Here is a 14,874-nt window from a genome sequence, read left to right as displayed (position 1 = left end):
CCTGCGTCACGGCCTGCCCCACCCATGTGCAGTGCCGTTACTTGGCTCGCTCCCAGATGCCCATCAGCCCTTCCGGGGTCGTGATGTTCGGCAATTGACTTTGCCGAAATTGCTCAAGAGTGCGACGCGCTTGCAGAATTTCGGAATTCGACAGGGATAACTCCTGCTGCGGAGTCACAGTAGTAACGCTGCTCTGAGTGTCAGCGATCAGCGGGATCGTTCTTGGGGGAGCTGCGGCCTCCACGGCAGACGCGGCAACGACGCGATACTCAGTGGAAGATTCAAAGCTTGGTGCCGAGTGCGAAGAGACTTGATCTCCGAGTATCGGGTACTCGGGGCGCATGGGCTGCCCTTCGGCCGCATCCGACGCGTCTGTTCTTCCTAGACAGCTCGCCAAAGCCATCGCGGCTTGATTGCGAATTCGTAGAGACAGCTCTCCAGGATTCCCGTCACGATCCGAGCCATCCACACAAGTGCGCAGCGCTTGCACAACCTGCGGGGTGCAACAGCTGCAACGCGACAAGATCTTGGCTGCCTCAAATCGTACGCACTCCGAACGATCCGCTCGCAGCGCCAGAGCTAGTTGTACGGAAGCTTCTGGATACCAGTGGCAATCGACTTTCCCAAGTTCCTGGATCGCGGCCATTCGCTGCGGAGCCTCGAGTTGATCCTTCTTGATTTTGGCTGCGACGCCTTGTGGCCCCGGTTTGCTGAGTTGGGCTGCGTTAGGGGTCGCTTCGGCGGGAACCAGACCTCCCGTCAGACTGCTCAGCGGCTTGCGTAGTCCGGCTATGAGTTTTCCCAGCGGTGAGGCACGCAACTTAGCTTTGCACTGGGCATGCGCCGCGGAAACATGTTGAAACCCAGCCAAACTGCGGCTCATCAATGAAGTCGGCGGTCCATTGGCTGCCCCTCCAGCACCACTGAATCCAGCGAACTCGGAGCCAGCGGCTGGTATGGCCGGAACCGCTTCCACGCTCGAGGCACCAAGATCACCTACCGGAGGAGGAGTTAGACTTTGACCGGTCGCTAGGCTCGGCAGACTAGCCAGGGTCATTAATGACAGCAATAGAACTCGCTTTAAAATACCGCTCATAATGCTCAACGAACAAGAGTAGAAGGTCGATAGTTGACATGGGCTGCCCGTGACGCCTGTAGGGAATGTATCGGCAAGTGCATACACAACCCCTACATTTTCTCAAAAGACGACGGAGTTCTTGTGCTACGAAGAGCGCGATCGAGTTTGAAAACCTTCGTCTTTGTGGCGGCAGGAATCTATCCAGCTTTTTCGATGGGAGAAAATCCCGCGTTCGAAAGTGCGATATCGAGTTCCAGCACTACGGTAAAGAGTCTGCCTGCGCCGCCTGAAAGCAACTTCACTCCTCTCGTCCCCCACGGACTCGCGCCAACTCCAGCCACCGCCCCCATCATCTCCGATTTACCACTCAGCGATTTGAGTCGAGCCGCTAACCGGTTGAAGCAAGTCGACTACACCCAAGCTGCCGATCCTCAGCACGAATCGAAGCCGATTGAAGGAGTCGTGCACTGGCAGCCACAGCCAACCTTTGCAGTAGCCGAGAGCCCACCAGCCACCAGCCTAACAACAAGTAGCGGCCCAACCCACAGCGCTGGCATGTCCTCCCAGCCCCCTGCAACTGCACCTCCGCTGCCGCGTCCCGAAGCTCCCGCTGAAGCCACTTCTGCTCCAACTAGTGCACCTGCTCCCACCTCGACGGAGTCGCAACACCTGCCAAGCATCAACGTGCCAGCGAATGCCGTCCCCACAGAGACTCCTCATCTGGTAAGCCAGAATAGTGCTCTTCTGCCGATCCCAGCTTACGAGGCTGAACAATCGAATACCTCGTGCCAGGCTTGCGGCAACAGTGGCTGCCTTGCCTGTGGCCGCAGCACTGCAGAAACACAATTCGGTAGATTCATCGAAGGAGTCTACGCAGGCGTCTGCTGTCCCGATCCCTGCTACCAACCTCGCTGGACCATGCTTGCCAACGCAAGTCTCTTCACCGATCCAGTTCGTCCGCAGTCGAGGCAGCAGTTTCGTTGGAGCTACTACGACGATTTTCGCCATCCAGATCGGTCTGAATATCTTTGGGCGCGTAGCGGTGTTCGCGGACCAGCGCCCGAAGCGTCTGTCGACTACCACGAATTGTCCATGTACATCGAAACCGGATCGGAAAAATTCTCGTTCTTTGTGAACACCCCCTACCGCTCACTCTATCTAGATAGTGGCGGGCACTATGCCGGTTTCGCCGATCTAACAACGGGCACCAAAACGCTCCTGTTCGACACCGCTCTGACGCAGGTTGCGTTACAGTTTGCCACGCACATCCCCTCGGCGAATCCCCGCAAGGGCTTAGGCAATGCTCACGTTTCCCTGGAACCATCCCTGCTATTCGGCGTCCAGCTGTCTTCCATCAGCTACCTACAACTTCAATTCAGCGAATGGATCCCCATTGCCGGAGATCGCGACTACTCGGGAGCCATGCTGCAGTACTCGACTAGCTACAATCGAACTCTTCTGGGAAGCGTCAATGGCACCTCCCTTACCGGCACACTAGAATACACCGGTACCTTCTTTCAGGATGGCGCCTACACGGACTCTACCAGCGGGCACGCCATTTCGGCTTCTAATCAACACGCAGCACAACTCGGTGGCGGCCTGCGATTGAACATCTGCAATAAGCTAAACATTGGCTTTGGAAGCCTGTTCGATATTTCCGGCCAAAGCTGGCCAGGAAGCTCCGTGCGAACTGAGATTCAGTTTCGACACTAGGGCATTGTCAGCACTAAGAATTATGGTTTAGCGAGCGTTCGGAAAAAGGTGTCCGACACCAAAAGTGCAAAGCCCCCGAAGGGCCGTTCCGGCTTTTGGTGTCGGACACCTTTTTCCGGGCAACCCGAAAATTAAACTTTGACAATGCACTAGGCAGTTTCGACACTAGGGGGCGAGCACTAGCAATGCCAAGCTGCGAATCGGCGGGCTGTTCCGTGGACGCTTCGCCCCGCTCAGAATGCATGGATCGCATGATCGCAATAGGGGCAGAACAACCGCCACCACAGGCGCGAAGTGCACCCAGGATTCCAGCATCCCAAGCCTCGCGTTGGACGCAGTGGTACGGTGGCGGCACAGCGCTCACATTCGATGGAGTGCGGAAACAAGCGATTGCAGTGGCACCACAGGCTTGGCTGTTCCTCCGGGTTCCCTAAGATCACCAGTACGTTGCCCGCGATCTCACTGCCACTCTTGGTTGGGAGCCACAGTTGGCCGAACTCTTGCCGTGTTTTTTCCACGCACGGACCATCGATCGGATCACTGAGGAAAACGGATTCATGATTGATCCCCGCCAGGAGGGAAAAATGCCCTTCCGGTGACGCTTCTGCCACGCGGTGGTTCAGAATTGCAGGTAGGTTATTCTGCCAGCACGACTCGAGAGCCTGAAAAGGAAGATGCGTTTGTACGACGACAGCTTCAAGTCCAGTTTGCAATGCGTGGACTGCTAAATCACGCGTGCTGGCTCGATGGAACCCTTCAAATTCATGGGCAATCTCGTCCCATACGGAGTTTTGGTCAATGTCGATGCCACAGCGTCGATAGGCCATCACCAGGGCCGCAGCCCCACACATCCGCTGCTTAGGCAGCGTCTGCTGTGGCTCATACCACCCGTCGACACCGCTGGTGAACGTAGAGAGAAAACTCAATGTCTGAATCCGTTTGAATGGGAAGTCCGCCTTCTCTGGCTGCTACTCTTGTTCCGCCTTGTTCCAGGTACCGTTCATCTGCCAATCTTGCCAGGCCTCTCCTAAGGGGAGCACCTCGGATTGTTGCACAGGCGCAAACTTTGCGAGCAACTCGTTCCGCAGAGCACTTCCCAATTCGGGCACCGCTGGCGGGACTTTGGGCAGCACGGGCTTGGCGGACTTCGCTTGAGCCATCCGCTTTTGCACCTCTTCAAATTGTTTTTCGAGTTCGGCCAACTTGCTGGCGTTTTGCTCATGCTGAGTTTGCAAATCCGACGCCTTCTTATGGAACGTTTCAGCCGCTTTGGGAACTACCGACTTAAACTCCTGAAAATGGTCATCGATCGCATTAAGCAGCACATCAAACTGCTGTCGCGCTTCACCCCGCATTTTTTGCCCAGCCTCACCTACCCAAGACCGCGTTTGTGTCATGACCTTGAGAAGGTCCTGGTAGTCGATCGGCGTTACCGTTTCAGAATTCATCGAGTGGCTTCCCTGGTTCAAACATCTGTGAAATTGAGAGCGGTTGGATTGCGTTTCCAACTTTTCCGGTCGATCTACTTAGCGTCGTCAGTCCACTGGTTCTGTCCCGCCAAGACTTCCCTTCCAAACTGGATCACCTGCGTGGGAAGAAGGGCTTCTGGACTATTGTGTTTTAGTGCGAGCTGTAGCTTGATGGCTGCTGCAGAAAAAATCGCGTACAAAAACGGCGGGGGGGGCACAGGAGGAACATCCGGGCCAGCCATGCTCCCGTGGCTGAAACAGGCCGCCTTGGCCAGTAAGCCCATCGGCACTTTGGTGGAAAACCATCCCTCGACCTGGACCAGCTCTCGTCTTTGGGACTCTTCAGGCCTTTGCAACCAAGCGATGATGAGTTGCATCGCTTCCGAGAAATGTGGCGGCTCCTGTTTACGATTGGCTTCCCACAGGGTAAGGCACCCCCACCAAACACTCGCTTGCGCTGGCATCCAATGAGCCAAAAGATCAATCGCATCGCCGAATTGACCTAGCTCCACGAGCTCATTGAACAAGCCAATAGCCGTCGGCTGCTTGGTTGCGAGCTCTTGTATCGCAGGAGGCGCGTGATAGCGGCTCAGCAGTGTAGAGACAGGGACGGGCTCGGGTGTAGCAACACGATCAATCGTAGCAGACATCATCAATCCTAGTATCTAACCAATTAAAACTAAGGGCAAACCCAGAACGATCGTGCCTCCATGAGCACAGGTGTCCCCCATCCGCGCCGCTGGCTTGCCACCAAGCAAAACCGTTGCGGATCCCTTCGCCACCGTATCTGGTGGGCCCACACAAACCGCGATATCCCCCATGACAGAGGCTGGCTGCCCGCCGATTAAAACGGTGGGGCAACCTGGACCTGAAATAGGACCACCCACGTGTGGAATAGGAGGTAATCCCGGTGTTACCATCGGGCAAACGTGCATATCTCCAACTCGTGCCGCGGGTTGTCCCATTCGTAATCTCCTGCTTTCACTGCATCCACCATGGGATGTCGTTGTAAGTAACCGGCGTTGTGTTCCGTCGCAATGTGGGCAGCGTTCAGCCCCCCAAAATATCCGACGCGGAGGGTGCCCCGGACGCTACTGGATCTGCACCAAGGCGCCCTTGATGGCAGCAATGCCTTCCGCCTCAAGATTCACCATCGCACCGCTGATTTCAGTCTGAGCTTCGCCTTTCACGGACACCATCAAGCCGCTGATCGTGACCCCCTCAGGTGTAATTTCAATGAAACTGGTCGGACCGGCGGAGAGCTTAATTCCCATTGGCGACATCTTGATTGTGGGCGACACTGGTAGACCTCCTGCACTGATTTCAATGCTTTGCGACTCTGCATCGAGCTTGATTAGTTGTGTCGCCCCTGGAACGTTCCCGTTGGAAATCTCAATGGACTGCGACATCGCGCTCAGCTCGATTGTCTGAGCGGTTCCCACCGGAAGACTATTGGCGAGAACAACTGATCCCAATGGTCCTCCATCCAGGATTGCCGAGGAGATTCCGTCCACCGAGCAAGCGAGTTGGAATGTTGCTTCACCTGCGTAGGCTGCGACTTTTCCGTTCGCATTGAGTTCAATGTTGCCGGTCCCCGTTCCCACCCCGCATCCCTGTGCATAGAGATTGATGGTCGAGTCTCCCAAGTCCACCTTGGAAGTAATCTCGACCCCGGAAGCAACGATCTCATGCGTGCCTTCTACTATGTGTGTATGGTCCATTCCCAATTTGCCTATGTTGAATCGACGTAAAAATGCATGTCATAATGGAGGTCAAAAGAACTATTTCGACTGATAGCTGCTTGCTAATTGTCGCTCTTGTTTGAAGTAAGTCCTTCCGCAGCGGCGCAGCCAACTATCCCCGCGAAAAACACGATTCCTGCAGCCAGCAGAATAAGCTCACGTTGATTTTTGACGATTGAATTCTTAACGCTTTCCGCTTTCTGCTTGATCCCGTCTCTTAGCTTGCTCCACGTTTCGACCCGCACAAGACCGAAGGTAATATTTTTTAAGTCGTCCACTTGCTTAGTGGTATCGTTCTCGATTTGAGTGGTGGCGGCAAAAACTTGCTCGAAGAGTGTTTCGAGCTTCAGTAGAACGGCTTCACCGCGCGTCGACCACACCGCCAGCGTATCGATATGCTTTTTCCAAGCGATCTCGGCGCTAGTGGGCTTTTTAGACGCTTCAGTCGATTCCGAAGTTTTCACTGACTCATTTTTTTTCGAGTCTCCAGCTTTGCTTTTATCTTTGTCGGAGTCTTCTGGTTTTTCTGACTCTTTGGGGGGCGTTTCCATCTCAACTTTGATGGCGATCGCCACGGCAATATCGAATAGTAGCAGCAGAATGGCGATGGCACGTACCGCGGAATGAGCGGTAGCTGACAATGCAGATCCATAGGTCAGCTTGTCATTCCCCGCGACAACGACTCGTACCGGGCCCCGTAGAAAGTGCTCTGCAGTGACTTTCATCTCGGTGCCGCGATGGATGTCGACGGCATGCCCGTAAACGATATCTTTCTTGGAGCCGTAGAATTGCTTCAATTCGCCGCCTTGAGTCCATTTGAGGAAATCAGTTTTTTCCCGTGTGACCGCCAGCGTGGCCAGAGCCACCAACAAACTCTCCACCAACCCCTCGAGATCCGCGACAACAGTCGTGCTTCCTGCGAACTGGTGTTTGACCTCTCCGCCCAGACCGATTTCCAACGAGTTCCCAGTAACCACGGCTAGCGAACCAACCTCATTCTTCATGCCGACCCGTTCGGCGGCTTCCTTCGCGTGCTCTCCCTGCTTGGGAAATCCCCCAGCACTTTCGATTACACCAGCGATCCATCCCCCACTTCCACTTCCCACCTCCTGGAATGCTTCGATCGCCTCAATCACATTGCGATCTAGGATTCCTTCGAATTCACTGAGGTTCGGGCCATTGGCCATTCCCCATGGCTGTTTGGAAGTACTTTCGCCCTTGGATTGTTCGCGAGCGCTGGCGGGAAGCGGCGTCGAGGGGCCCCCTCCCGCTCCACTGCCAAACATCTTCATCAGGTGATTCGAGCCACCCTGAAAATTGATCCCAGGGCCGGTAGAGTAATTGACTTTCGCCGTTTCGCTCGTCACACATTCATGCGTTTCTGAGTGCAACTGCAAATACTCCCTCCCGGGATTGTCGTGGAATATCACACAGCTGAAATTTTCGATGGGATTCCCCCCCACGGTGCACGACTTGATTCCGCCAGACTTCAATCCACCAGGCAGCTGAATGGGTGGCATATTTTTGGCGTTGTAAACGCTTCCCACAATCAGCGGCTGATCGGGATCTCCATGTTCAAAAACAACCACAACTTCATGCCCGACTCGCGGCCAGAAAAAGGCTCCCCACCGGTTGCCTGCCCACACCTGCGCGACACGGATCCAGCACGAGCTGTCAGCATTGGCTGCACTCTCGCGATCCCAATTAAATTTCACCTTGACTCGACCAAACTTATCGCTGAAGAGCTCTTCGTTCTCAGGCCCGACGACCGTGGCCGTTTGAAAACCGTGAATGCGCGGTTGCGTATGCACTTCAAGCGGTTGGTAGGGCAGGGATACTGCTTGGCAAGTGAATTGATTCTCGTAGCTGAGTTCCTCCTGGGAGTCCGCCGAGCGAAAATCGGCGTTCAACTGGGCAGCATGCTGGACCGCTAGCACGAAATACGGTCCCGTAGTTTTCCCCGAATGGCTTAGTTGGAAGCGATGCCCTGGTACCAAGTTTGGACAATTGCTCGCCCCATCGATTGCGATGCTGGCGGCTGCCTGGCGTTGCATCTGCCGATCGGCCACGAGAGCATTTTGGCTGAAGATATGCTTGAGTGAGTCGGGGCGTTGGTCTCCGCCTGGTGCAATGCCGTCGAAACACTTCGCATAGCGTCCAGGGTACGCAAAGATTTCTAAATCATCGTCGACGCACTTCAACTCATGCTGCACCCCTCCGACATCGACCGATTTTACAATTTCTTCGTTGGCTTCCAACGTTTGGCCCGGTAGCTGAAACGATTGGTCACGGACCGTACATTTTGTCGTTACCAATCGCTGTGTTCTATTCCAGCGTGTGATTCGTAGATCTTCGCGCGTTCCGCCATCGCTACGTTCATACTCCACAATGCCGTCAGCATGGTCCCCAGAAAGATCGAGGAGATCGGGATAGGATTCGATCAACGGCAGACCAGGCACAGCGTCAGTAAGGACAAGACGTTCCCCACGTTGGCGTTGTTCGTCATCTTGGCCCTCATACTGGTGTTTGAAGTAGAAGAAGATTCCCGCTTCGGCGCACAGACGTTTGAGAAACTCGAATTGGGTCTCGTTGTACTGCACGCAATAGGGGCGAGGGAGATATTCATCGTGGAGATGATACTCCACGTTGAGGCCGTGCAGGAGCTTCTTCAGAATCTCGGGAATGGTCTGCTCTTGGAAGATTCGGCAGTTGGAGCTTTGCGTCGAGAGCCACAAGCGTGGACAGACCGTCAGACGGAAATACCGAAAATCGTCATCTTCAAATCGCTCGGTTGCCTCCCGCACCATTCCGCAGAATCGGCGTGTCTTCAATTCGGGAACCTGCCCGTTGACCAAGGCCTGCACCGAGTCAGAGCGGGGCAATTCGATATCTGCCCGTACATCCTTGCCCAGCAAGGAGAAGATGTCGAACTGACGATGCCGGGGGGCTTGCACGTCCCACTCAAGCGAATAGAGCTCCGAGATTGCTTCGCGCCCATTGAGCTTGGAGATGAAGAGGCTCCCCTCCGGCAAGGGCGTCGTTAGACGCATTTTTCGATTGTGATTGGTTGGATTCAATTTTCAATGTCCCGCAGAAATGAAGCATCTCGCCGCTTACTACCTCCCTGCTTACGACATGGTTGCGTGTTGGCGCGCTGATTCTGATGTGGCTTGTTGCCGGGCATCCTTCCACGGTTGGCTTGTTTGCAGTCCAAGCATTCGCAACCTGGCAGCTATCGTCCGCTCCAGCCCTCAGCCTTTATCCAGTTTGCCAACAATCCGATTGTGCCCGATATAGCACTCGTAGGCTTTGGCGCTAGTTAGCCTCCCTATGATTAGAACGCTGTGTATTGCTTACGCCAGTGTCACATCCGTTTCATCGCGTCATCGAGCAATGAACAGAGGTCTCAAACTCCGAAACATTCCCCAGGACTTCTTTTTTCGACAGTCAGGAGCGCAGGGACAAACCGATTGTTCCTCCATTTCATGTCCTGCCGTTAGAAAGCAAGGCCTCACCGCACGGATCTGCCGAGCGTGAGGTGCGGCCACTGGTGTTAAATGAGAACGGATGCACAGATGAGTTCCAGCAGTGACGGAGCGGTTGACGGTGATCTGCTACCAGCAGATGAGTTTCCCATGCCGCTAGCCGCCCAACGACGCAATTGGCGGCCACGCACGGGTGCCCTATCGCAGCACCTGCAATCGGCGCGCTATATCGTCGCTTGGATCGCATTGGTGGCTCTGGGGGCTTCGCTGTGGTGGATGCTGACTTGGCTCAAGCCTTCCTCCCCAATTCGCTTGACCTTGGTCGGCGCTGCTTACCAGGAGAATTTGACGGTTCCTCACAATGTGCAGGGCTGGAACTCGCTATTGGCCTTGGCTGAACTGGTGGACCCCAGCGGCTCACTCGCCACCGGCTCACTCCCCACCGGTGCCCACTCGGAATGGCACCTACACCAACCACCGATCGTTTTGCAGAGCGGACAACCTTGGGATTTCGGTCTCGACCGATTTCCAGAAGAAACGCTTGTCCTCTATTTCAACGCGCATGGAGCCGCGGATCAGAAGGGGGCCTATCTCCTCCCCCATGATTGCGAGCCCACCGACCTGAGCGGACGCCTCAGAGTTCAACAGATCATCGCCACTCTCAGCAAGCTGCCCGCAGAAAAGCACAAGCTGCTAATTCTGGACGCGACCCACTTCGACACCAATTGGCGATATGGGATGCTACGCAATGACTTTGCGCGTTCGCTGGAAGAGCTTGAACAAGATATTGTGGCCGTTCCAAACCTAGTGGTGGTGTGTGCAGCCAGCGATGGCCAGTTGTCCTTGGCTGGGCCGCAGAATCAAACTCTCTTTGGGCATTTCATGGTTGACGCCCTTAGCGGCTCTGTCGAAGATGCCAACCTGGATGGAAGGATCGATGCCTGGGAAGTTTACGACAACACCAATCGGAACATCCACCAATGGGTTGCCGAAAACCATGTGGGCGCTCAACAGGCCTGGTTGCTGCCGACCGGAGCACTGGGACACAAGCGCGCTGCCGAAATCCAGTTGAATCTCCTCACTCCGTCGGCCCCCTCTGAATCCAACTTGGCAGCAAGCAATCCTCCACCGCCCTCGCTCGCCGAGGCATGGGAGCAGTATCACAAGATGCTTGCCCAACCCATCAAACCCTTTACGCACTCCCCGGCGCGTTGGCGTGAATTTGAAGAGATACTGCTTCGCTATGAAAGTCTGATTCAGGCGGGTGACATGGCCGGCGCCAATGCGGTTCACGCACGCATGCTGACCTTAAGCTTTCAGCTCCAATGGGATGCGCAGCAGGCCATAGCCGCTTCCCAAAATTCACTCGTGTTGGGAACGGCTCTGAGCGGCCATTCCGCCAATCCCAGCACGGCCCAATCCATTGCAAACGATTTGTGGAATGCGAACGAAACACAGCGCGATACGATTTGGCAAACGGCTACCGGAAAACTCAACAACGATTCCGTAGCGATCGCCGAAATGCGAATTGCCGTCTTCAATCTAATCTACGATCGCGTGGTGGCAGCCCCCACCAGCCTGCTTCCGCAAGCAGCCAAAATTGCACAAGTCATCTCCGACCCCTTGGTCTCGGAACCGACCGAGATTCACTTTTTGCGAATGCTGGAGAAGCATTTACCGCTCCAAGCGTTCGACGCGTCTGATAGGGAACGCCTACAAACGGCGTTTACGATTCGGCAACAGGCCGAGCATGCCGCCCTCGGGTTCACGGGAGTCGGCTACACCTATTCCGAAGAGCTTCTACCTTGGATTCAACAGGAAGTTCGGGAAGCGGATCACCAGAGACGTCTCGCGGAAGACCTGCTCTTCGCAGATGCGGACGATCGCGTGAAAGCAGATCCTCTCTTCGCGCGTGCTACCGCCGGCTACCAGCGGGCCATGCATGCCAGTGCGCAAATCGGTGCCGCACTTGCCCTTCGGAATGAAGTCTTCTCCCGAGCGCCACACTTTGCCAGTGCTGTCGCCGCGAACGCCAGTGCTCATCTTCATTCCCAACAGGACAGCCTCCTGCAACAGTTCGAAGCACTTTTGGAAGGCGCTCACCAACTGACCCAACTTCTCGATTGCCCGCCAGCAACAACCGAAGCGTCTGTCCCAGTCCCCAAGCTTGTTTCGAACTTGGAGCAGGTTGTTCGGCAGACCGAAATTGTCACGACTGCCTATTCCACCCTTTCTGATCGTCTTGCAACCTGGTGGAAGTCGCAAACCGACGGCCCGCAACCCGATTCCAGTGCCGCCAATTCGCTAATGTTGTCAATCCCGTATGGCGCACCCACGGTCCGACTGGCACTCTTAAAACATGAACGTCGTGGTAATCTACGCCACCTAGCCACACCCCACCGAACTCAGCAACAGGCCTCTGCCTCTCAGTCCTCGAAGGATTCGAAGGCTGCCTCCTTGAACCAAGTTTCACACCTCGAGCGCGAACAAGCGATCGGAACCGCAGTCGTTCAAGGACGTTTAGCTCTGTCGCTCATTGGCCGTGATCTCTTCAATTCACTTCCTTCGACAGAATTCGATTCTTACGAACAAACCCAATACCGCTTGAAGGTGCTCCCCACAGAAGATGACTGGAGAAAATCCTTCCATTTGATTTCTCAGCAAATCGCCGTGCGTCTCAACACTCTAGATGTTTCTTCCCCAGCTTCTGCAGGCAAGCCGGTTTCGCGCGAGAACATCCCCTCGGGGCTCACCGAAGGAGCAAAGGCTGCGGCCACTACAGGCACGGCGAACACCAAACCGGCGCCGACGTCTACGACCACGCTGGCGGCCGCAGCCATCCCCTCTTCAACAGAAAATGGCAACAATAGACTTCTCAATGCAGCCCGCATCTTTGGCGGTTTAGGTACGGCAGCTCCTCGCAATTCGGTCGGAATCGCTCATCGCGACCGAATGCAATCGCGTTTGCTCGTCGAGCTTGCTGCACGGGTGGAACTCGACCACTGGGCAGGCTTGGAGACGCCGCGTCCCTTTTACATACAGTCCGCCGAAGAACTTCTGCAAGCGGCCAAGCGGCTGTGGGACCACAACGACCAACTGGCCTCTGTGCAGCAACGCCTAGACCATCCCGCGGACCTCCAATTGATCGTCCCCAAGCAGCTCGAATTGACCACCGAGCCTCAACTACAGTTTGAACTCGGGGTGGAACTCGGCGAGAAAGACTCAGCCTTGAGCGGCTTTCCACTTCTGTGGGTCGCGGATCAGGATGCCTTGCACATCGAACGGCCGCTCCCCTCCCAGAAGTTGGTTCAGAAAATTGAGCTGGGCCATAAGGCTAGCCTGGAAGCCTGCTATGTTGGAAATCCATTCACCGAATCAGCGACAGACGTAGATCCCCGCCAACCCGCCAACGCACAATCGCCACGTTACGTGAGTCGTACCGCCTCTCCCGGTGCCACACCGAAATTGAACGACCAACAGCAGATAACCGTCAACAGCTTTTTCCGGGGAGCTATCGCAACTAAAAACATTCCAGTTCACTTTCACCCGATACCTGACCTCTTAACCACGAGCCAACTTTCCCTGGCACCTGCCATGCTCTCCGTACGGGCGGCCCACGATGTACACAGTACTTATGGCAAGGGAGCTGGCGGTGTGGCGATCGTCCTGGATGCTTCGGGCAGCATGGGATCCCCACGGGATAAGCCGTTCGGTCCATCGGCCAAGTATTATGAGGCAACACGAGCTCTCAAGTCGGTGCTCGAAGCATTGCCGAGTGGCGTGACCCTCAGCATCTGGATCTCGGGCCAAGCGGTCGGTCCAGAAAAAACAGTGCGCCATGCTGAAGAAACCATTCATCGTGTCGTTGCACCCGTGATCTGGAATACGCAGGATAGCGGTCGAATTGAATCCATCCTGCAAGAGATTGACTATCCCAATATCGAACCATGGAACGAATCCCCGATTGTTGAAACGATTCTGGCCGCCAAACAAGATCTGCTAGGAATTCCCGGCTACAAAACCGTCCTGGTCATCACTGACGGCATGGACAACCGCTTCGGTAAATCGTTGGGCGACAATCCAATTGCTGCTGGGCAAAAAGTTGCCAGCGTTGGCGAGGCTCTGAAGGCGGCATTCGACCACAGTGACATTTGCCTCAACGTGGTGGGTTTCAAAGTCGAGGCTGCTGAACAAGCCGCCGCACGGAAACAATTCGAAGTGACCCGCACCTTCACTCCTCCCGGAGCGTATGTCGAAACTCGCAATGCTCCCGAACTAGCGCGGACGCTAACGACTTTGCTCCACCAGCGTCTCCAGTACTGGATTGATAACTACGCCAATCAACAGCTCAGCCCCACACGCGAGAAATTTGACGCGGGTGAGCTGACCAATGATGACAAGTGGTATCCCAATCCCTTACCTGCTGGAAACTACAAATTATGGAATAGCGTTTCGGCAACACCTACGCAATTGTTCCTCCACGCGGACGATCGCATGATCGTGCAACTCCAACGCGACGGGGAGCAGCTTGCATTCAGACGCCTCCCTTACCTCCAAACAGACTTTAGCTGGAAACCCAATCAAACCGCCAAGAACTGGATCGGTACGGCTCTGGAAAATCGCATCGACTCAAGCAGCAAGCTAAGCCTGTTGTTCGGTATTGAACTAATTCCTGACCAGGGCACTTCGCTCCTTCAGCAACTGTCTCCGGCGGACATCTGGTTCGAACTCTCCGATGAAACAGGGCAGAAAATTTCGTCTCCCATGACCTGGACACGTAGCTATGGTTATCCAGTGCCAACTTGGAAGATCGATTCAACGAACTGGAAGCGTGCGCCAAAGACCAACCAACCGATACTTCCCAAGTTAAAGGTTTGGTTCAATCCGGAGCGCAAGACTCAGGCAGCCGTCCGATTTGAACTGCACCGCGACTACAACACGTTAACAGAGTTGAATGCTCGCAGCGTCGATGTGGAAGGCGGAACCGTCGTGATCGAGTCAGCTAGTATCGAAAAACGCACCATCGAGACCAGCGAGGGCAAGAGCACTCAGCAGCCATGTCTCGTCGTTCGAATTCGGCACACTCCGGGCGAGCAATTCTGGATTCGTCCAATAGGCCTAGAATTCACGGGTAAACAGGAATCGTACTTTGATGAAATTGGTAAATACACAGGCGTATTTTGGCCCATTTTACCTGAAGATGCCTTGCACAGTCTTTCCGGTATTGAACTGATTTCACTGCGAGATCTGAAGAAGACTGCGGAACAACAAGGCTACATTCTCAACCTGGACAGCCTGACGACTCCATCCTCGGACGATGTCGCTTTCCCGCCTCTTGTGGCGCCACAGTCCAACGCCGCTCGACCGTTGTAGTCGATCATTTGTAG

General features: G+C 55.0%; 9 protein-coding genes. 2 read left to right on the top strand and 7 right to left on the bottom strand.

The window, feature by feature from the left end:
• Positions 1–37: 37 nt before the first annotated feature.
• The gene (locus tag Q31a_RS09195) at positions 38–1,096 is read right to left on the bottom strand and encodes a hypothetical protein (protein ID WP_145076844.1); all 1,059 of its coding nucleotides are present in this window, start codon (positions 1,094–1,096) and stop codon (positions 38–40) included.
• A 147-nt stretch (positions 1,097–1,243) separates the two neighbouring features.
• On the opposite strand from Q31a_RS09195, the gene Q31a_RS09190 reads away from it, so the two are divergent.
• Positions 1,244–2,791 (top strand): hypothetical protein, encoded by a 1,548-nt coding sequence (locus tag Q31a_RS09190; protein WP_145076842.1) that lies wholly within the window; start codon positions 1,244–1,246, stop codon positions 2,789–2,791.
• A gap of 233 nt (positions 2,792–3,024) precedes the next feature.
• Here the strand turns inward: Q31a_RS09190 and Q31a_RS09185 are convergent, their stop codons facing one another.
• The 6 genes from Q31a_RS09185 to Q31a_RS09160 all read right to left on the bottom strand — a co-directional run bounded on the left by Q31a_RS09185 (position 3,025) and on the right by Q31a_RS09160 (position 9,052).
• Positions 3,025–3,717, bottom strand: a complete 693-nt coding sequence (locus tag Q31a_RS09185; protein ID WP_145076840.1) for a cysteine peptidase family C39 domain-containing protein — start codon at positions 3,715–3,717, stop codon at positions 3,025–3,027.
• A gap of 42 nt (positions 3,718–3,759) precedes the next feature.
• Complete coding sequence (locus Q31a_RS09180) at positions 3,760–4,239, bottom strand: hypothetical protein (protein ID WP_145076838.1); 480 nt, start codon at positions 4,237–4,239, stop codon at positions 3,760–3,762.
• Between the two features lie 74 nt (positions 4,240–4,313).
• Positions 4,314–4,913 (bottom strand): DUF6931 family protein, encoded by a 600-nt coding sequence (locus tag Q31a_RS09175; protein ID WP_145076836.1) that lies wholly within the window; start codon positions 4,911–4,913, stop codon positions 4,314–4,316.
• Positions 4,914–4,925: 12 nt separating this feature from the next.
• Complete coding sequence (locus Q31a_RS09170; RefSeq protein ID WP_145076833.1) at positions 4,926–5,225, bottom strand: PAAR domain-containing protein; 300 nt, start codon at positions 5,223–5,225, stop codon at positions 4,926–4,928.
• Positions 5,226–5,351: 126 nt separating this feature from the next.
• Complete coding sequence (locus Q31a_RS09165) at positions 5,352–5,981, bottom strand: hypothetical protein (RefSeq protein ID WP_145076831.1); 630 nt, start codon at positions 5,979–5,981, stop codon at positions 5,352–5,354.
• Positions 5,982–6,064: 83 nt separating this feature from the next.
• Entirely contained in the window at positions 6,065–9,052 is a 2,988-nt protein-coding gene (locus tag Q31a_RS09160; RefSeq protein ID WP_145076828.1) for a type VI secretion system Vgr family protein, read from the bottom strand.
• 525 nt (positions 9,053–9,577) lie between these two features.
• Here Q31a_RS09160 and Q31a_RS09155 point away from each other — a divergent pair.
• Entirely contained in the window at positions 9,578–14,860 is a 5,283-nt protein-coding gene (locus tag Q31a_RS09155; RefSeq protein ID WP_197356555.1) for a vWA domain-containing protein, read from the top strand.
• Positions 14,861–14,874: the final 14 nt, after the last annotated feature.

This window comes from Aureliella helgolandensis (genome assembly GCF_007752135.1).
GTDB lineage: Bacteria > Planctomycetota > Planctomycetia > Pirellulales > Pirellulaceae > Aureliella > Aureliella helgolandensis.
Note: the sequence above shows the minus strand (reverse complement) of the source record. Positions and strands in the feature narration are given on the sequence as shown.